The following is a 17,816-nucleotide window of genomic DNA, read 5'->3' as shown; positions in this document are numbered from 1 at the left end:
TAGCTTTAGATAAAATGGCTCTAAAAATTTAAATATTGGTAACTTCAAACCTTATCTGGTCTGAGACTTCACTAAATTTATAAAGCAAATCACCACACTTATACTCTATGCATTTTTCATTAATCTCATCTTTTTTATCTTTTTTAGACAAAATTTTCTTCATAACGCCAGGAAGCTCTCTTTGCAAAAGCAGTTTATAAGACATCCCCATGCCGTGAGTTAGAGACTTTATAAATTTACCATCAACCTCGCTCTCATCTTTTATCATATGCAAAGTTGCGTCAAATTTTAGCTTCTTAAGAGTCTCATAAAGCTTGGTTTTATCCTTTGCGGGGGCTACTTCTTTATCATAAATGCAGTGATAGCTCACGTAAATTGGCTTTTTATAGCTGCTTTGAACAGTTAAATGATCTAAATTTAGGATATTTCTTATCTCTTCTCTTGCATCACTAAAATAATATGGTGATTTATCATTAAGAGTCCAATAAGTTTTATCGCAGAAGTAAAGATTTAAATTTTCATATAAATTTCCAGTGCCACAGCCAAAAAACCTAGTAAAATCAATCTCCTTTCCAAAACCAATAAGTTTCCATAAAAATATAGCGTAAGAGCTATTATCTATCACCCCATCAACTAGCCAAGGAGCTATCTTAGCGCACATATGTGCCAAGTATCCACCATGTGAGCTGCCTACCATTATCACTGGTAGATGCTCAAATTTGGCACTATTTATATATTTTTTTGTATAAAGCACGGCATTTAGCACGTCCATTGCTTGCATAACGCCAAAATTTTGGTATTCGTTTTTTGTCGGCAGCATAGTCATACTGATATCTAAAATAAAATCATCTGGCAAGACCCCGCTCTCTTTTCTAATAGTGATCTCCTCGTTAAGACTTTTAAGTAAAACGCAGGTTTTATCATAGTTATCAACTATTTTTAAATCAATAGGTAAAGTTATACCGATCTTTGCCAATTCTCTTATTAGTATCGCGCGGTCTATATCATCAAGCCCAAATTTTGCCCCAAGCTGTGGGCGGTTGCCTATACAGTGATAATCCACACTAATGCATGCCACATCATAAGACTCCACCATGCTTCGCATTAGATGGGTTCTATAGCCAGAGTCAGAGTCCTCTCCAAAACCAGAGATGATGACTAAAAGAGCTTTTGCCTCCTTGACATCGTCATAACAGGCATAAAAAGATAAAGCAGAGCTTCTTTTTATGCCAAGCTCCACATCATCACAAGATAAAATTTCGTAGCTTCCATCAACTAGCATCTTAACTCCTTTTAAATTTCGCTAAATTTCTCTACCTTTGTGAGACGTTATAGAAAAAGCTAACGATCTGTTTTGCTAGGCGCTCTTTGAAAAATGGCCAGATATAGCTTGGCGAATAGACATTGCCAGCTTGCATGAGCGAGATATTTGTCGCTTTCTCACCGCCATCTTTTGGGCGCACTAACACGCTTACTTGCATGTAGTAAGCATAGCTGTTTGTGCTAAAGTCGTCATCATAATCATCATAACCAAATGGGAAAAACATCGAGTAACCAAAGCCAAAACTTGGTCTGCCAAAGCCATATCCCATGCCCATTGAAAATCTAGGGTCTCTTTTGGTTGTCCTAGAAAAGCTTTGCACGTCGCCAAGGATGATGAAGTCGGCATTTTTGATATTTGGCTCATTTCTAAAGCCAGCCTTTGCAAATTCGCTTAAAATTTCAGCATTTACATCTTGTCCGGTCGCACTATTTTTAAAATTTACATAGACGCTTTTGTTTGCTTCACCAAGCGTAAAAAATATCGGATCGCTCGTTTTTACCGATATATTTGGCGTGCTGCTAGCACATCCGACAAAAAACACCGCTAGAACAAATAAAAAGAGATTTCTCATCTTCACTCCTATAAGAGCGATCTTATAGCACCTTCAAGCACACTTTTTGGTGTAAGACCGATAAATTTTGATCGCATCTTACCATCTTTATCAAAAAAATAGATAACTGGCACGCCCATAACGCCACCAACTGCCTTGCTGAAATAATCCACCGAAACCTTATCACTTGTAGTTTTAAAGGTAATGTTGTGCTCTTTTAAGATTTCGATATCCTTATCAAAGCCCTTGCTAGGCCCTAAAATGCCAATGAACTGAACCTCTTTGCCATACTCTTTTTCAAGTGCGTTTAGATCAGGGATCGCAGCCTTGCATACTCCGCAGTCCGTGCCAAAGAAAAAGAGCATATATGGCTTATCGCCGATCTTTAGGCGCTTTTCGGTAGGGAAAAACTGCGTATCGATGCCACTTGAGTCATTTAGCGTGATGTGGTGCTTCTCATACTGCTTGACACAGCCCAAAACTAGGGCTGAGACTAGACACAAAAGTAAAATTTTATATCGCATTTGGCACCTTTGGATTTTCGATAGTGCGGATATTCTCTAGCTTGCCGTGTCTTAGATAGACGATCTTATCGCCATACTCGCCTAGATCTGGGTTGTGAGTGACTAGAAGTATCGTCTTGCCCTCTTTTCTTAGCTTGCAAAAAAGATCAAGTATGATCCTCTCATTTGCCTCATCAAGGTTACCAGTTGGCTCGTCTGCTATTAAAATTTCAGGGTCGTTTATGAGCGAGCGTGCGATACAAAGGCGTTGTTGTTCGCCACCACTTAGCTGACTTGGTCTGTGCGTTAGCCTGTGAGAGAGGCCAACTGCCTCAAGGGCTTTTTTAGCATCCTCTTCATCAACTGAGCTGTGATAATACTGCGCTATCATCACGTTTTCAAGTGCGCTAAGATATGGCACTAGGTGAAACTGCTGAAAGACAAGTCCGATCTTTTCACGTCTAAATTTAAGCGTATCATCGGCATTTAGGTTGCTCGCATCATCGCCGCCAAGCATATAAACGCCACTACTTGGAGTATCCATTAGAGAAAGGATATTTACAAGAGTACTCTTACCACTACCGCTTGGTCCCATGACGCTGACCCACTCGCCCTTTTTAACCTCAAAACTTATATCATCAAGTGCTTTTACATCGCCAAAAATTTTACAAATATTTTTAAGTTCTAGTGCATTTTGCATATCATTCTCCTCTTAGTGTATCTGCCATTTTGTTATTAAGTGCCCGCTTAATCGGGTAAAACGCTGCGATCGCTGCAAAAAGAAGTGATATGACCACAGCTACTGGGATGCTTAGAATTCTAAAATCAATACTAGAATCAAATATCGCATAACCTAAAATTTGAGCTAGTAGATAACCTAAAAACGCTCCAACTAACGCTGAGATGAGCGCTGTCACAAATGTTTCAAAGCCAAATAGCCTCAATACATCTTTTTTGCTTGCACCTATGGCTCTAAGAAGTGCGATCTCACGTGATCGAGAGAGCAAGATAGCACTAAGCGTTGTATTTACGCACATTGAAGTAATGAGCAAGATGACAAGGCTGACAAGCGCCATTAGAAGTTTGATCTTTTCTAAGATATAGCCCTCAGACTTTGAGACCTTTGCCACTGGTTTTGCGACTATTTCATCGTTACTTATAGTTTTTGCAAGCGATGTTATCTCGTCAAAATTTCCAAGCACAACAGCTTCAGCATAGTTTATCTTGCCAACTTTGTTTGAAATTTTTTGAGCCAAAGATAGTGACGTGATCAAAAGAGCGTCCTCTTTGTCGCCACTTGCCACTACGCCTTTTATCTTTACATTTATGCTCTCATTTGAGCCAATGGCACGAATTTCTATATCATCGCCTGCTTTAAAGCCAGCTTGACGAGCAAGATCGACGCCTATTAGCACGTTTTTATCGTCAAAATCGACATTTATCATAGTTCCATCTCTAACATCCAAAAACGGCTTTACCTTTTTTAGATTGCTAAATTTTGTCCCCATGACGATGGCGTTTGTCGGACCGATATTTGCCTGAGCAAAGAGATAACCGCTCTCGCCAAGAAGCTTATCTTTTGGCACTTTAGCGATCATTTCATTATAAGTTTTTTCACTCATATCATCACTTGTCGCCATATCTTTTGGAGCAAAGATCATATTTGCACCATAAGTTTTTAGCTCGCGTGAGACCTTTGAGTCGATGTCCAGATAGACATTGACAAATGCCGCACACACGCACGCTCCAAGCAAGATCGAGATCACGATAACCATAACCCTTGATGAGCCATTTTTTAGGCTTTTGTAGATTATATTGTAAAAGAATTTGCTATTTGCGGTCATATAGCACCTCCGCAGGTAGTAAATTTATGACGTTTCTCATTGGCATTAGCGAGCCAACGACTGAGATGAGCAAGGCAAATGCCACGCTAATTGGCAGCACGATCCACGCTATACCGATGCCGTGAGAGAATATGATGTAAGACATCACGTAGCTTAGCGCATATCCTAAAAATGCTCCCGTTATGCCTGCAAAAAATGCCACCACAAGGCTCTCGCTAGCAAAAAGAGCGTAAATTTCAAAGTTACTTGCGCCTATGGCTTTTAAAAGGCCGATCTCTTTTTTACGGCGATAAATTTCACTTGTCATTAGCGATGTTATGCCGATGGCTGAAACCACAAGAGCGATGATACTAACGATACCCATTAGGCTTTGAATTTTCTTTACGATATTACTCTCCGCATCACTTACTTGAAGGCTAGCCTTTGCGCTAACGTTTGGCAGGTTCTCCTCTATCTGAAATGCGATCGAGCCCGCATAAGCCGAGCAGTACCATTTGTCATACTCTGCGCTATCAAGATTGTCTAAATTTCGTCTAGCCTTTAGCGATAGGTCGTTTTCTGGGATCGTCATGGCTGAGACTTCAGCTTTTGTGTATGAGCCAGGATGCCCTGATAGATCGCCAGCAAGTTTGAGCGAGCCTATTAGCTTATGCGTCTCGTCGCCTGCACCCTTTAAGATGCCAACTACGCTAACCTCTCTTGTGCCATTTTTGCCCACAAGGCTAAGCTTGTCGCCAACTTTTAAATTTTTAGCCTTTGCAAGCTCATCTCCTACTAAAATTTCATCCATACTCTCATCTTTTGGCCAAACGCCCTCAACACCCCAAAACCCATACAAGCCCTTTACGCCTGTGCTAAATTCTGGCTCATCTTTTAGACCAATATTTTTATCAAAATATGTTCCCTCAAAGCTAAATTCATTACCTTTTTCATCTTTGACCTTTGTCTCTAGAAACGGCGCAAAGGCAACGATATTATTTCTCCAAAAGATCTCTTTTATCTTATAAAGATCAGCCTCTGGGAGCAAATTTTGTGATTTTAGTGGGGTGAAATTTTTACCCTCGATCTCGATGCTTAGGCTCTCACCGCGTGGTAAAACGACGATATTTGAGCCATATCCTCTAAGCTCGCTTGCCACCTGATCGCCGATTTTAAGCGTGATATTTAGCATGCAAGCTATCAAAAGAGCAGCCAGCAAGATGGTGATAAATGCCATCGTCTTTTGCACCTTTGAACCAGTGATCGAGCTTTTTATCATTCTTAGTTGCATATTTTTCATTTTAACGTTCCATTTGTTTCTACATATTTTTCTGGATTTGCTTCAAATTTCGCCTGAGTTTCGTTGCTCTCAAAGAAATATGTGCGTCCGTAGTATAAATATGATCTTGAATCAAGATTGCTCACCTTTTTGCGACTAACTGGGTCAAGCACCATCTTTTCGACGACCTTGCTAAAGTAGTTTGCCCCTGCGACGATCGTTTTGTAATCAACTGTGATATTTTTACCATCAAAGGTAAATGCCATAGGGATCGGGTTACAACCGCCCTCTTTGCCAACTGATGGCAAGAAAATTCTAACATTACAAGAGATACAAATAAGATCATTTCCTCTTTTTATGTAGCCCATGTCGCCGCATATCATGCACGAGTCAAAGACGATGACTGGAGATGGGCGGTCGCTAAAGCGGTTTAGCAAGAAAAATCTTATCTGTTTGCCCTCATCTGTGATGTAGGCAAATCTGTGAAGTTCATTATCTTTTAACATATCAACATCAAATATAAATTTATCTCCCACTGGCTCAACCAAGACTGGCTCTGAAATTTGAGGTGGGCGAGATGCGTAAAGATCAAAATAAAGTGAAAATCCAAGCGCTATTAAAACGCTGCAAAATGCAAATTTTGCATTGTCAAAGACATTTTCTCTAATGGCTTTTGTAAAACGGTATTTGATAGAGCCAAACGTGCTCTTATCGATACTCTTTGGCACAAAGCAAAGCGCGATGATGCATAAAAGAAGGATCACTGCTATGTAAAAATAGGCACTAAATTCTGTGACGTAGATGCCTTTTGCGCTGATAGATAAAATTTGAGAATTTAGCTCGCTACTTATCTTTAAAGCGCCTGCACGTAAAAGCTCAAGTGCAGTTTGTGAGCTTCTATCAACTAGCAAAAAGACTAATGTGATAAGAGCTAAAATTTTAGCTAGTGATGATGGGATACTAGCTTTTAAATTTGAAATGAAGAAAAATAAAAATAGTATCAAGATCATCGCAAAGATCATCAAAAAGAAGCTAATGACCGAAAGCGTGTCAAGCAGCTCGCCGCCAAATAGCGGGAACAATGCACTACTTGAGCTATAACCAAAGCCAAAGCCGATGCCTAAAATAAAAAATGTTACGATTTTTGCTATCTTAAGCTCGAAAAATATCCATAAAATGCTAATTAGTAGAAAAACCAGTGTCACTGAATCTATGAAAATTTTAAACTGGTCATCAACAAGCGCATGACGAGCAGCTTTAAAGATAAGCACACCAGCAACAACGCCAAGAAATGATGGTAGAAAGATCGTTTTTAAACTTTTGCCATTGTTATTTAAGGCAGCAAAAAGCGTAAATCCAAGGAGGGCTAAAAAGACCTGATAGAAGTAAATTGACATAACTAAACCCTATGAGAATTTTTAAAAAGGGGCGAGAACGCCCCAAAGTGATTATTTAACAGGACCACCTGTCCATTGAAATTTATAAGTTGTTGTGAAAGGCTCAAACCATTTACCAACACCAGTCTCTTTGTCAGCGTGGCGACCAAAGCCTTGTTTTTCTGGATTGTCGATGTGGAATTTAAGCTCATAGTTACCAACACCTGTATCCATTTTTACGTTAGCACCGTAGTGTGGGCCATCGCTTGCAACCATTGGCATAAATGTACCTTTTTTAGTTTTACCATTATCAAGGTTTTTTAGCTCATAGTTGATCTTTAGATATGGGATCCACTCGCCTTCGCCAAAGCCGTTTTTGTTGCCTTTTATAGCGTGGATGTCAGCTTCTAGGTGAAGATCAGCTAAGCTTGGAGCTAGATCAACACCTTTTGGCTCCATGTCGATTGGCTCAAGATAAACAGCAGCTATCTCCATGCCATTAGCCTCTACAGGCTCGCCGATTGGGTGCTCTCCAGCAAGTGCAAAACCAGCTGCTAGGCTAAGTGCTAGAGCTGAACTAAGAATTTTATTCATATCCTCTCCTTTAAATAAGATTAGTTTTTATTTTGTTTTGATTTCATGATAACGATGCCTATAATTAGGGCAAGCACCATAATGATTTGAGGTACTAAACTCTCGTAATATGGCATAAGTCCTAGCCAGTCTCTCATCCAGTCAGGAAAATTTAGTCCTTTTATGATAGTTGGGATGAAAATTTTGCCCTCAACTAGCTCGCCAACACCCTTGCCAACAAAGACGATCGACATGTAAAAGATGATAGCTGATGTAAATATAAAAAATGGCTTAATAGGAATTTTAATAGCGAAAATTTTAAATAAGAAATAGACTATTAAAAGAACGATAAGACCTACAACAAAGCCAGCTGCGATCATTGAGTAGCCAGCTGAGTCTTTTGCGTCAAAGATAAGCGCTTGATAAAATAGCACTGTCTCAGCGCCCTCTCTAAATACCGCTAAAAATACAGTCCACCAAAGCATCGTGCTTGAGCCACTTGAGATAGACTCAGATAAGTGAGATTTGATGTAGTCGTTCCATTTTTTAGCGCCAGCATTTGAAAGAAGCCAGAAGCCAACATAAAATAGAAGTCCCACTGCAACAAGCATCGTGATGCCTTCCATAAGCTCTCTTTTTTGACCTGCTGCCTCGCCAAAGATGACGTTCATTATCCAAGCCATGACAAAGCTTAAGATGACAGCCACGCCAACTGAGCTATATACGACTTTGCCCATAGCTTTTGCATTGCCAGTTTTTACAAGATATGCAACGACGGCTGCAACGATGATAAGAGCTTCAAAGCCCTCTCTTAAGATGATAGTTAGTGCCCAGATAAATAGCGTCCAAGGTGAGCTTGAACCGCTAGTTTTCTCAAGTGCAGCTGCTAGCTGAGATGACATCTTGCTTGCACTCTCTTCAAGTGTTTTTTCATCTGCACCTGATTTCATAAGGGCTACAAGGTTACCAAATGTAGCTTCGATGGCTGTTTTTAAATTTACATCTATCGCGCCTACTTTGTTCTCCATGCCGCTACCTTCAAACTCATCAAAGTAGATATCTTGGATATCGCCCATAGCTTTAGCGCTATTGCCACCTTTGTAAAGCGCGATGGCTGCTTGAATTTTATCATTTATGTTTTTAACAGTTTGAGTGTAGTCTGTGCCGCTATCTTCGCTGCTATCGCTAGATGCTGCACTACTCATATCAACTTTTGCTAGTTTTACTGTTTCAGCTGGAAGTTTTGCGACGGCATCATAAGCTAACTTTTTGATCTCTTCTAGCTTTACTTTAAAGTCATCTTTGCTTATGCCATTTGTGATGCCACTGATCGCTTCACCCATCTTTCTTTGGATGTCAGCATCTATGCTTTTGCCATTTTCTATATATTGGCGAACGGCGATTTCAAGTTGAGTATTTCTATAATCATTAAATTTAGCATCTTGGATAGAATTTTTAGCATCATCTTGTTTATCGCTCTCGTAGCTTGCTATGGCTTTATCCAAAGTAGCTGATAAATTTTCAAATGCTACCTTCCACTCAGGGATAAATTTAGAAGTGTCATAGCCACTTGCAGCAGCTTGTGCTGGGCTGTCTGAGTATTCACCAACAAGCTTATGACCATTTAAAATAACTGGCAAAACTTCAGCGATTTCGCTATTTATCTGATCTATTCTTTTTTGCACGTCATCTGGTGCTTCGCCAGCTTTTATCGCCTTTCTGATCTCGCCAAACTGCTTCTCCATAGAGTAAGCTTTCTTCTGACCTAAATTTATTCTGATGCCAGCTTCGACATCTTCAAACAGACCAAAATAAGCATTTTGAGTATCGCTAACTGCTTGCTCGACATTGCCAGCTCTATACTCTGTTATTACTTTTTGTAATGACTCTTTTATCTGAGCTGCGACTTGTGCGTAGTCGTCATTTTTTGCCACAAGCCAGATAGGCAGTAGCATGATAAGTATAAATTTAAAAAATTTATTCATTAATTAAACCACCTGTGAGATTATTTTAAAGCGAAATATTACCAAGGCTTTACTTTGATTAAAATAAAAACGATTATCATAAAAGAATGTAAATTGAAAGCACAAATAATATTTTTTACAATCTAATAATCAACTTTACGTAAATTTAGGGATTTAGAGGATTAGAATTAAATTTCATATCGATATAAAATAGTTATATATTTTTGCTAATTTTAATAGGTAAAGAAAATTATTGATGAAATTTTAGATTATAAAAATCATAAAGATAATTTAAATTTTATAAATTTAAAGGAGAGCAAGCGCCCTCCTTAGTGTTATACGTTTAGTCCTGTATTTCTTAGCATAACGCGTTTGCGATATACATTTGAAACCTCAGCAGCGTCGCCAACTAAAAGCGCGTTTGTAGAACAGATAGCCGCACACATAGGCACTTTGCCCTCAGCCATTCTATTTTGACCGTAAAGCTCTCTCTCCTCGTGTGAGTTAGTTGGCTCTGGACCGCCTGCACACATGGTGCATTTATCCATTACACCTTTTACGCCAAATGCCCCGTCTTTAGGGAACTGTGGCGCACCAAATGGGCAAGCATATAAGCAGTATCCACAGCCTATGCACTTGTTTTTATCGTGAAGCACGATGCCATCAGCTCTAATGTAGAAGCAATCAACCGGACAAACTTGCTCGCAAGGTGCATCGGTGCAGTGCTGGCATGCGATAGTAGTTGAAACCTCTTTGCCCTCGATGCCATCGTGAAGCGTGATAACCTTTCTTCTATAAATTCCTACTGGAAGCTCGTGAGCAGAAGAGCAAGCGACTTGACATCCATAGCAGCTGATACATCTATTTGTATCTACAAAAAATTTCATTCTTGCCATTTTTCTCTCCTTACTCTTTACCTAAGGCGTCTCTCTCGCCATACTCGTGATAAAACGATGTTTTAAAGGTGTTCTCTTCAGCTTTTTCTATGCGGCAAAGACCTGCGTTAAATTCTGAAATTTGAGTAACAGGGTCAAATCCGTAGTTGGTAACTGTGTTAAAGCTCTCGCCGATAACATAAGGCTTAGTGCCCTCTGGGTAGCGAGCTGAGAGATCGACACCTTGCATAACGCCAGCAAAGTTGTAAGGCATACAAATTCTATCTGGAGTGACCATATAGCTGTGGTAGCATCTTACTTTGATCTTCGTGCCTTGTGGGCTGTGGATCCACATCATATCGCGATCTTTTATGCCGTATTTTAAAGCAAGCTCAGGATGGACGTTAGCAAACATCTCAGGTGTGATAGCTGAGAGGTATTTACTAGTTCTTTCGATCATTCCCGCACCACTTAAATTTACGACGCGTTGCGTGCTAAATACGATAGGGAACTCTTTTGACCAGTCTTTTGCTTGTTGCTCTGACTTAAATCTAGTAGAAACACGGAAATTTCTAGCTTGATCATCAAATGTCGGATACTTTTGGACAAGATCCCAGCGTGGTGAGTGGATAGGCTCTCTATGTTTTGGGATAGGATCAAGAAATTCCCAAACGATAGCTCTAGCCCTTGCGTTACCATACGGCACGACCCCTTTTTCACGGCATTTTTCTAAGATGATACCGCTGTAGTCCATGCTCCAGCTTGGTCCTATTTTAGCTTTCTCTTCTTCTGTTAGAGTGATGCCTAGGACTTTTTCTATGTTATCTTTTGTGATTTGTGGGTAGCCACCTTTTATGGCTGAGCCAACTAAAGTTGCCTCTTCGCTAGCTAGCTGGCTAACGCCGTTGTGCTCTAAGCCAAAGCGGTTTCTAAAGCCAGAGCCACCCTCTGCATAAGGCTTGCTCATATCGTAAAGTATCGGCGTGCCAGGGTGTTTTTCATCCCATGCTGGCCATGGTTTGCCGTAGTACTCGCCTTTTACCTCGCCGCCAAGACCTATTAGCGTATCTGGGTCAAATTTATCCCAGTTTGCTTGGTGACGTCTAAACATCTCAGCAGTTCTGCCGCCATAACCGATAGAATTTCCAACCCTTGCTATCTCGTTTGTCGCATCATCTGGCCATACAAAGTCATCTTTTACTTGTTTTAGCTCTCTATCTACGACAGCCATCTTCATGCCTTTTACATATTCATCATAAAAGCCAAATTTCTTAGCAAATGCAAACATTACTTCGTGATCGCCCTTGCTCTCATAAAGTGGATCAACGACTTTTGTTCTCCACTGACCTGAGCGGTTTGTAGCGTTTAGGTGACCTTCGTTTTCAAAGGCAGTTGCCACTGGCAAGATATAAACGCCATCTTTTCTATCTGAAAGGATAGAAATTTCATTTACAAATGGCTCAGCAACTACGATCATATCTAGTTTTGAAGCTGCTTCTTGAATTTTAGCTAGGTGTGCCATAGATGTAAGGCCAGTTCCTTGAACCCAAAGAACTCTTAATGCGCCACTACTAAAGGTATTTTCCTCTTTTAAGACGCCTTGCCACCATTTTGAAAGCGACCAGCCTTTTTCATTTCTCCAGTTTCTATCCTCTGGATTTTTAGGATCGTGGTAGTAATACTCTTCAAAAACAGTATTTTTAACTGGTGTGCCGCCTTGTTTTGGCTCTTTGGTTGAGACAGCAAAGCGTTTGATAAACTCATCATAATCAACACCCCAGCCTTGGCAGTAGTACTTCCAAGCCGCGTCAGTTAGTCCGTAATACATCGGCAAGCTATCTGAGAGGTTGCACATATCGGTTGAACCTTGAACGTTGTCGTGACCACGGATGATGTTACAGCCGCCGCCTGGTTTGCCCATGTTGCCTAGGATTAGTTGAAGGATAGGTAAAATTCTCGTATTTGAGCTACCAACTGAGTGTTGGGTGATACCAAGTGCCCAGACCACCGTGCCTGGTTTTGTGTGAGCTAAGATATTTGCAGCCTCTATAAGCTTATCAACTGGCACGCCTGTAACGTCAGATGTGACCTCTGGTGTCCAGTGTTCAGCCTCTTTTGCTATCTCGTCGATACCATAAGTTCTATTTTTTATAAATTCTTTATCTTCCCAGCCATTTTTTAAGATGATGTGGATAAGGCCATAAACAAGCGCTATATCGGTGCCTGATCTTTGTCTTAGGTATAGATCAGCGTGCGCGGCTGATTTTGTAAAATTTGGATCAGCTACGATCACCTTTGCGTTGTTTCTATCTTTTGCTTGCAAAGTGTGCTTCATACCGCCAACTGGGTTTGCCACAGCTGGGTTTGCACCTATTATAAATATACATTTTGAATTTGCAGCCATATCTCCAAAGTGGTTTGTCATCGCGCCATAACCCCAAGTATTCGCCACACCGGCGACTGTTGCGCTATGTCAAATTCTTGCTACGTGGTCGTTGCTGTTTGTACCCCAAAACGCAGCAAATTTTCTAAAGTAATATGCTTGCTCGTTGTTAAATTTCGCAGATCCTAAGAATATAACGCTATCAGGACCATCTTCTTTGCGGATCTGAAGCATCTTATCGCCGATCTCATTTACAGCTTGATCCCATGAAATTCTTTGCCATTTGCCATCAACCTTTTTCATAGGATATTTGATGCGTTGTTTGCTGTGTGTAAGGTCGATCTGATCGATACCTTTTGAGCAGTGTGAGCCTTGAGATATCGGGTGAAACATCGCCATATCTTGGCGAACCCAAACACCATCTTGTACCTCAGCCTCGATACCACAGCCTGCTGAGCATATAGAACAAATAGTTCTAACCTTTTTTGAGCCAGGGAAAGGATCTTTTATCTCCTCTGCGCTAGCGTGTCTTATCGTATCATTTTGTCCAAAAGCCATTGTGGTGCCTGCACCTAGTGCGGCTAGCTTTAAAAATGAACGTCTTCCTATACGTGCATCACTCATGGTTTTCTCCCTTAGTATGCTATTTTATAGTAGGTTTCCCAGTTTTTGCTTTTTTTATAAAGCACCTCTTTTTTGTTAGACTTGCCTACGACAACGCCATTGTCATCAGGAGCCAAGTCATCGCTAGTCACTTTTGCTACGGCTGAGACTGCGAGTACTCCGCTAGCAGCACCGACTTTTAGAGATTTTTTAAGAAAATCTCTTCTTGATCCTTGCATTTTTTCTCCTTATGCCTCAAAAATTTTTGAGAAATTTGGTTCATTAATATGTAAAATTTGCATATTTAGAATTTCTAAAATATCGCAAATAGCCTATTTTATGGCATTTTAACGCCCTAAAGTTAAACTATGTAAATTTAGCATATTTCTAAGTTAAGCAAAGTAAATATAAAAGTTTAATTAAGAATGTTAAGTATTTATTAAAAATATAGTTAAATATACTTTAAATTTATAAAATTTATTTGTAGTAGAAATTCTAGGGAGAGCTCCCTAGAAAATGTTATTTTAGATCGCTTTTATTTACGATAAATGGCACTGATCTAACGCCAGCTGCAAAGTATTTTTTGCGTAGATTATCGATCTTTGCGACATCTTCTTTACTAACGCTCTTATCATCTACATTGTAGTCTTCAGCGTAGTATTTTCTTAAAATTTTAACCTTGTCACTGTCACTCTTAGCAGCTTTTGCATCTTTGTAGATTAGTGAGCTTTTTTGAAGTGATGAGATGTCATGCACTGGAGTTAGGACGATCTCAACGTTGCTATCTTTTAGTGTTGTCTCGATCTTTGCTAGCTCAGCTCTGCAGTATGGGCACTCAGGGTCTGAAAACATTATGATAGTTGGCTTTTTAGGGTCGCTACCAAGAACGATGATATTTGCCTTGTCTTCATCTTTATAAATTTTAGAAATTCCCTTTGCGATGACCTCTTTTTTCACTTCAGCGAGGTATGATTTTTGCTCTTTTAGATCTATCACGTCTGGGAAGATGAAGTCACCTTTTGTAAATACTATCTCATCTTGCGAGTTGCCATCTTTGCTTAGTTTTACCACGACAGCTTCGATGTCGCCTGCCACTTTGTGACGATCGGCTACCTTTACTTTTACGCTGCTATCAACCATTTGAGAGTAGAAGTCCTCTATTTGCTTATCGCTTGCTGCCATTAGGCTAGTTGCCGCTATGATTGAGGCTAAGATCACTTTTTTCATTTTTATCCTTTTTAAAAATTTGGCGGATTATATTTGCTTTTTGTAAATGAATACTAACTGCGAAAAACCCTATCATTTCCTTGCTTCATTATGTCACTCTCAAGATCGAGCTGCTCGAGGTAGGCGATTACATATTTTCTACTTAAATTTAGCGCATCCTTGGCGTTTGTGACATTTACAAAGCCTTGATTTTTTATGATCTCTCTTAGTTTATCAAGTGCCATTTTTAGCGAATTTCTAGTGATGAAAAGGTTATGCTCTAGCCTTATGACCCTGCCCATTGCGGTTAGCTTTTTAAGGGCATTGTCGCCACTAACTCTATCGATCTCTAAATCATCATATATATTATATGGCGCTGTTGGGGCTAGCTTGCCACTTTCTAAAATTTCATAAATTTTCTCTTCAAGCCTAACTTTTAGCTTGCTAAGATCAACGCCTTTTTTGGTATAGACACCGCTATCTTTGGCGATCAAATTTGCACTTTCAAGCTCGTCAAGCGCTTTTTGGGCTAAATTTTGGCTAGCCCAAGCAAGTTTTAGGCTGATACTTTGAGCTGAAAATACAGCAAATTCATTCTTTTCTATCATAAATTTAATGGCTGATTTTATCCGCTCAACCGCGCTTAAATCGTAGATATTTAAAGCCTTTTCATCGACAAAGACGTTTGAGACTTTTTTAGCTACAGCTACGGCTTCTTCGTGATTTAGACCAAATCTTTGATAAGAAGAGATGATGCCAAAGCCATTTTTGTGAGCCTCTTTTAAGATAGAAAAAGCTTCAACAAAATCATGCTTTAAAAGCGAGGCTAAAAAGAGAATTTTGCCAGCCTTTTTTAGTGGCTCAAGCACAGGATTTAGCACCCTACCACCGCCTATCACGCGCGCATCTGAGATGAGCACAAAGGCCTCATCAAATTTCAAAAACATATCGCTTTGAAATTTAAAGCTCACGAAGTAGCTATCATCTTTTTGGCTTAGTATTAGCACCTTTGCAGGCACGTTTTTAGCGCCCACGCAAAAGGTTACGCTTTGAGAGTGGATGAGATTCTTAGCAGTTACGACCGCATCAACCTCTCTAAATCCCCTAAAAAAGCCCTTTTTGCTAAGTAGCTGACCCTTTTTTAGCTCACTAAGCTCTATGCCAGTTAGATTAAGTGCTACGCGGCTGCTAACTCCAGCGCTATCAACGAATTTATCGTGGCTTTGCACGCTTCTTACTAGCACCTCTTTGCCAGCGTCGTAGTTAAAAAGCTTCTCGTTTTTACTAACGCTTCCCTCTATAACGGTGCCAGTTACGACATTTCCGATACCTTTTAGGCTAAAAACTCTATCGATGTAGTATCTAAAAACGCCCTCCTCATCGCGCTTTTTGGCTCTTAGCGTAAAGAGATAGTTTCTAAGCTCATCGGTGCTTGCCTTATCCTTTATGCTAACGGCAAAAATTTCTAAAATTTGCAGGTTTTTAAATTTAGAAATTTCATCTCTTATCTCTTTTTTTCTTAAATTTATAGTCGCTTCGTCCACGAGATCGCACTTTGTAAGCGCTACTATCACGGATTTTACGCCAAGGAGATTTAAAATTTCAAGGTGCTCCAAGCTTTGGGGCATGAGCCCGTCATTTGCCGCCACCACAAACAAGCACGCATCAAAGCCATACGCGCCACTTATCATCGTTTTTATGAGATTTTCATGCCCTGGCACATCTATAAACGCGATATTCTCATCATTTTTGCTTAAATTTGAAAAGCTTAGATCGATCGTTATGCCACGCTTTTTCTCCTCTTCAAGATTATCCCCCTCAAAGCCGTTTAGCTCCTTTATAAGCGCGGTTTTTCCGTGGTCGATATGCCCTGCTGTTCCTATTATTAAACTCATTTTTCTTCCGTTTCATTTATTATTTTTATTAGCGTCTCTACGTCCTCATCAAGAAGTGACCTAAGATCTAGCATAAATTTATCGTTTTCTATGCGTCCGATCACCTTTTTTTGCCTAAATTTTAGCTCGTTTAAATTTGCGTCGCCACTAAATACCAAAGCCACACTTGGGATCTTTTTATTTGGCATCGCCCCACCTCCTACAAAGGTTTGTGTACGCACTATCTCAAGCGGAGTTTTTAGGCTTTTATTTATAAAATTTGCTAAGTTTTCAAGCTCTTTTACGCTTTTATGAAGCTGTTTTTGCGTTGTGATTAGCTCAAATTCTTTGTTTAGATAAGCTTTCATGCTCTCAGCCAAAAGCGAGATGATCACTTTATCGACACGAAGCATCCTTAAAAGCTGGTTTTTCCTAAGCTTTGCGATGAGCTCTTTTTTGCCAACGATGATACCACACTGCACCGCGCCAAGCAGCTTATCGCCGCTAAAGCTAACTAGCGAAACATCTTTTAAATTTTTTAGATCTGGCTCGTTTTTGTCTAAGTTAAATGGTAAATTTCCGTAAAATCCACTGCCAAGATCAAAATAATCTATCAAATTTTGCCTGCTTGCTAGCTCGCTTAGCTCGTTTGCCGTGGTCTCTTCGCTAAAGCCAACGATGTCAAAATTTGAGCGATGAACCTTTACAAGCATCGCCGTTTCGTCACTGATCGCCTCTTCGTAGTCTCTTAGCCTAGTTTTGTTTGTAGTGCCGACCTCTTTTAAGATGCATCCTGCATTTGCCATCACCTCTGGCACTCTAAAACTACCGCCGATCTCGACTAGCTCGCCTCTGCTAACGACCACCTCTCTGCCCTTTGCAAAGGTGTTTAGCACCAAAAATACAGCGCTTGCGTTGTTATTTACAACGATGGCGTCCTCAAAGCCAAAAGCTCTTGCTATTAGCGAGCCAACATAGTCATATCTGTTGCCGCGGCTGCCTGTTTTTAGATTGTATTCTAGGTTTGAGTATCCTGTGATAACAGGCGTTGCCCGCTTTAAAATTTCTTTATCGATAACACTTCTAGCGAGGTTTGTATGTATGGTCACACCGGTTAAATTTAGCACTCTTTGAAGGCTTGCTTCATTAAATTTATAATACTCATCTAGGATTAAATTTATTATCTCTTCGCCGCTAAAACTTGCATTTTCATTTAAAATTTTAGCTCTTATTTCATCTAAAATTTGCCTTGCAAGCATAGTGACTAAACTCGTATCAAGCCCCAAAAATGCTTCGTTTTTTATGATCTTATCAACTTGTGGGATATTTCTTAAATCGTTCAATTTGCGCTCCTAGTAAGTTAGTTTTACCAAGGCGTGATTTTAACATAAAAATATTATAAATTAAAACTTAGAGCAAAAAAAGAGCATATAAATTTCAGAGTCTATTAATCCCATTAATATTAGAATAAGCCCGTTTTTGA

At 39.9% G+C, this 17,816-nt stretch carries 15 protein-coding genes and 1 pseudogene; all 16 read right to left on the bottom strand.

Going from position 1 to position 17,816, the window contains the following annotated elements; all coding sequences use genetic code 11:
- Positions 1-28: 28 nt before the first annotated feature.
- Positions 29-1,282, bottom strand: coding sequence for a DUF2920 family protein (locus tag CVS91_RS05150; protein ID WP_107830769.1), 1,254 nt, complete (start codon positions 1,280-1,282; stop codon positions 29-31).
- Between the two features lie 31 nt (positions 1,283-1,313).
- Positions 1,314-1,895, bottom strand: a complete 582-nt coding sequence (locus CVS91_RS05145) for a hypothetical protein (protein ID WP_107830767.1) — start codon at positions 1,893-1,895, stop codon at positions 1,314-1,316.
- 8 nt (positions 1,896-1,903) lie between these two features.
- The gene (locus tag CVS91_RS05140) at positions 1,904-2,398 is read right to left on the bottom strand and encodes a TlpA family protein disulfide reductase (protein ID WP_009294896.1); all 495 of its coding nucleotides are present in this window, start codon (positions 2,396-2,398) and stop codon (positions 1,904-1,906) included.
- Positions 2,388-3,077, bottom strand: coding sequence for an ABC transporter ATP-binding protein (locus CVS91_RS05135; protein ID WP_009294897.1), 690 nt, complete (start codon positions 3,075-3,077; stop codon positions 2,388-2,390). The genes CVS91_RS05140 and CVS91_RS05135 overlap by 11 nt, the downstream gene beginning before the upstream one ends.
- Position 3,078: 1 nt before the next feature.
- Positions 3,079-4,221 (bottom strand): ABC transporter permease, encoded by a 1,143-nt coding sequence (locus CVS91_RS05130; protein WP_107830765.1) that lies wholly within the window; start codon positions 4,219-4,221, stop codon positions 3,079-3,081.
- A complete protein-coding gene (locus tag CVS91_RS05125; protein WP_103645609.1) occupies positions 4,208-5,500 on the bottom strand; it encodes an ABC transporter permease in 1,293 nt (430 codons plus the stop codon). The genes CVS91_RS05130 and CVS91_RS05125 overlap by 14 nt, the downstream gene beginning before the upstream one ends.
- Positions 5,497-6,876, bottom strand: a complete 1,380-nt coding sequence (locus CVS91_RS05120) for a Fe-S-containing protein (protein ID WP_107830763.1) — start codon at positions 6,874-6,876, stop codon at positions 5,497-5,499. The genes CVS91_RS05125 and CVS91_RS05120 overlap by 4 nt, the downstream gene beginning before the upstream one ends.
- A 51-nt stretch (positions 6,877-6,927) precedes the next feature.
- Positions 6,928-7,449, bottom strand: a complete 522-nt coding sequence (locus CVS91_RS05115; RefSeq protein ID WP_004317727.1) for an iron transporter — start codon at positions 7,447-7,449, stop codon at positions 6,928-6,930.
- A gap of 20 nt (positions 7,450-7,469) precedes the next feature.
- Entirely contained in the window at positions 7,470-9,413 is a 1,944-nt protein-coding gene (locus CVS91_RS05110) for an FTR1 family iron permease (protein WP_107830761.1), read from the bottom strand.
- Positions 9,414-9,727: 314 nt separating this feature from the next.
- On the bottom strand, positions 9,728-10,288 hold the full coding sequence (gene fdh3B / locus CVS91_RS05105) for a formate dehydrogenase FDH3 subunit beta (RefSeq protein WP_021092752.1): 561 nt from the start codon (positions 10,286-10,288) through the stop codon (positions 9,728-9,730).
- 10 nt (positions 10,289-10,298) lie between these two features.
- Complete coding sequence (locus CVS91_RS05100) at positions 10,299-12,965, bottom strand: formate dehydrogenase subunit alpha (RefSeq protein WP_265094393.1); 2,667 nt, start codon at positions 12,963-12,965, stop codon at positions 10,299-10,301.
- 48 nt (positions 12,966-13,013) lie between these two features.
- Positions 13,014-13,208 (bottom strand): annotated as a pseudogene (locus CVS91_RS10465) (hypothetical protein); the annotation flags it as partial.
- Between the two features lie 77 nt (positions 13,209-13,285).
- Entirely contained in the window at positions 13,286-13,492 is a 207-nt protein-coding gene (locus tag CVS91_RS05090; protein WP_004317725.1) for a twin-arginine translocation signal domain-containing protein, read from the bottom strand.
- A gap of 280 nt (positions 13,493-13,772) precedes the next feature.
- Entirely contained in the window at positions 13,773-14,480 is a 708-nt protein-coding gene (locus CVS91_RS05085; RefSeq protein WP_004317675.1) for a thioredoxin domain-containing protein, read from the bottom strand.
- Between the two features lie 53 nt (positions 14,481-14,533).
- The gene (gene selB, locus CVS91_RS05080) at positions 14,534-16,354 is read right to left on the bottom strand and encodes a selenocysteine-specific translation elongation factor (protein ID WP_107830757.1); all 1,821 of its coding nucleotides are present in this window, start codon (positions 16,352-16,354) and stop codon (positions 14,534-14,536) included.
- A complete protein-coding gene (selA, locus tag CVS91_RS05075; RefSeq protein ID WP_107830755.1) occupies positions 16,351-17,676 on the bottom strand; it encodes an L-seryl-tRNA(Sec) selenium transferase in 1,326 nt (441 codons plus the stop codon). The genes selB and selA overlap by 4 nt, the downstream gene beginning before the upstream one ends.
- Positions 17,677-17,816 lie beyond the last annotated feature (140 nt).

The organism is Campylobacter concisus (genome assembly GCF_003048985.1).
GTDB lineage: Bacteria > Campylobacterota > Campylobacteria > Campylobacterales > Campylobacteraceae > Campylobacter_A > Campylobacter_A concisus_AY.
This window is presented reverse-complemented; position numbering and strand designations above follow the sequence as displayed.

Coding starts and splice junctions, on each gene's coding strand:
- CVS91_RS05150 (WP_107830769.1), bottom strand. CDS start 1,282: ATGCTAGTTGATGGAAGCTACGAAATTTTATCTTGTGATGATGTGGAG.
- CVS91_RS05145 (WP_107830767.1), bottom strand. CDS start 1,895: ATGAGAAATCTCTTTTTATTTGTTCTAGCGGTGTTTTTTGTCGGATGT.
- CVS91_RS05140 (WP_009294896.1), bottom strand. CDS start 2,398: ATGCGATATAAAATTTTACTTTTGTGTCTAGTCTCAGCCCTAGTTTTG.
- CVS91_RS05135 (WP_009294897.1), bottom strand. CDS start 3,077: ATGCAAAATGCACTAGAACTTAAAAATATTTGTAAAATTTTTGGCGAT.
- CVS91_RS05130 (WP_107830765.1), bottom strand. CDS start 4,221: ATGACCGCAAATAGCAAATTCTTTTACAATATAATCTACAAAAGCCTA.
- CVS91_RS05125 (WP_103645609.1), bottom strand. CDS start 5,500: ATGAAAAATATGCAACTAAGAATGATAAAAAGCTCGATCACTGGTTCA.
- CVS91_RS05120 (WP_107830763.1), bottom strand. CDS start 6,876: ATGTCAATTTACTTCTATCAGGTCTTTTTAGCCCTCCTTGGATTTACG.
- CVS91_RS05115 (WP_004317727.1), bottom strand. CDS start 7,449: ATGAATAAAATTCTTAGTTCAGCTCTAGCACTTAGCCTAGCAGCTGGT.
- CVS91_RS05110 (WP_107830761.1), bottom strand. CDS start 9,413: ATGAATAAATTTTTTAAATTTATACTTATCATGCTACTGCCTATCTGG.
- fdh3B (WP_021092752.1), bottom strand. CDS start 10,288: ATGGCAAGAATGAAATTTTTTGTAGATACAAATAGATGTATCAGCTGC.
- CVS91_RS05090 (WP_004317725.1), bottom strand. CDS start 13,492: ATGCAAGGATCAAGAAGAGATTTTCTTAAAAAATCTCTAAAAGTCGGT.
- CVS91_RS05085 (WP_004317675.1), bottom strand. CDS start 14,480: ATGAAAAAAGTGATCTTAGCCTCAATCATAGCGGCAACTAGCCTAATG.
- selB (WP_107830757.1), bottom strand. CDS start 16,354: ATGAGTTTAATAATAGGAACAGCAGGGCATATCGACCACGGAAAAACC.